General features: G+C 57.7%; 2 protein-coding genes. Both read left to right on the forward strand.

From position 1 onward, the window contains the following. Positions 1-78 (forward strand): hypothetical protein (locus ACIPZE_RS28900; RefSeq protein WP_400776845.1); only part of this gene is annotated, 78 nt, incomplete at its 5' end. A gap of 27 nt (positions 79-105) precedes the next feature. Further along, positions 106-1,398 (forward strand): F0F1 ATP synthase subunit beta (gene atpD / locus ACIPZE_RS28905; RefSeq protein ID WP_400776839.1); only part of this gene is annotated, 1,293 nt, incomplete at its 3' end.

Here is a 1,398-nt window from a genome sequence, read left to right on the forward strand (position 1 = left end):
CTGCTCGCCACCCCGGCGCGACAGGCAGCGCTCACCCACGCGATCTCGGCACTCGTCGGCGGCGCTGCCGCGGTTTAACGGTTCAAATATTCAGAGGATCCAGCTATGAGTAGCGGACGTATCGTTCAAATCATCGGCGCCGTTATCGACGTGGAATTTCCACGCGACAGCGTACCGAGCATCTACAACGCTTTGAAAGTAAAAAGCGATGCCGGCACCACTCTGGAAGTTCAGCAGCAGCTGGGCGACGGCGTGGTTCGTACCATTGCGATGGGTTCCACCGAAGGCTTGAAGCGCGGTCTGGAAGTTACCGACTCTGGCGCAGCCATCTCCGTACCGGTCGGTAAAGCGACCCTGGGCCGGATCATGGACGTCCTCGGTAACCCGATCGACGAAGCTGGCCCGATCGACACCGAAGAGCGTTGGGGCATTCACCGCCCAGCACCTTCGTTCGCTGAGCAAGCAGGCGGCAACGACCTGCTGGAAACCGGCATCAAGGTTATCGACCTGGTTTGCCCGTTTGCCAAAGGCGGTAAAGTCGGTCTGTTCGGTGGTGCCGGTGTAGGCAAAACCGTAAACATGATGGAACTGATCCGTAACATCGCCATCGAGCACAGCGGTTATTCCGTGTTCGCCGGTGTGGGCGAGCGTACCCGTGAGGGTAACGACTTCTACCACGAGATGAAGGACTCCAACGTTCTGGACAAAGTGGCACTGGTTTACGGTCAGATGAACGAGCCGCCGGGTAACCGTCTGCGCGTAGCACTGACCGGCCTGACCATGGCCGAGAAGTTCCGTGACGAAGGTAACGACGTTCTGCTGTTCGTCGACAACATCTATCGTTACACCCTGGCCGGTACTGAAGTATCCGCACTGCTGGGCCGTATGCCTTCGGCAGTAGGTTACCAGCCGACCCTGGCTGAAGAGATGGGCGTTCTGCAAGAACGTATCACTTCGACCAAGGAAGGTTCGATCACTTCGATCCAAGCGGTATACGTACCTGCGGATGACTTGACCGACCCGTCGCCAGCGACCACCTTCGCCCACTTGGACGCCACCGTCGTTCTGTCCCGTGACATCGCTTCCCTGGGTATCTATCCAGCGGTAGATCCACTGGATTCGACTTCGCGCCAGCTGGACCCGAACGTAATCGGCCAGGACCACTACGACACCGCTCGCGGCGTTCAGTACGTTCTGCAACGTTACAAAGAGCTGAAGGACATCATCGCGATCCTGGGTATGGACGAGCTGTCGGAAGCCGACAAGCAGTTGGTAAACCGTGCTCGTAAGATCCAGCGCTTCTTGTCTCAGCCGTTCTTCGTGGCTGAAGTCTACACCGGTGCTTCGGGTAAATACGTTTCCCTGATAGACACCATTGATGGCTTCATAGGCATCCTC

The sequence above is a fragment of the Pseudomonas sp. NPDC089741 genome (genome assembly GCF_044748825.1).
In the GTDB taxonomy this organism is placed as follows: domain Bacteria; phylum Pseudomonadota; class Gammaproteobacteria; order Pseudomonadales; family Pseudomonadaceae; genus Aquipseudomonas; species Aquipseudomonas helmanticensis.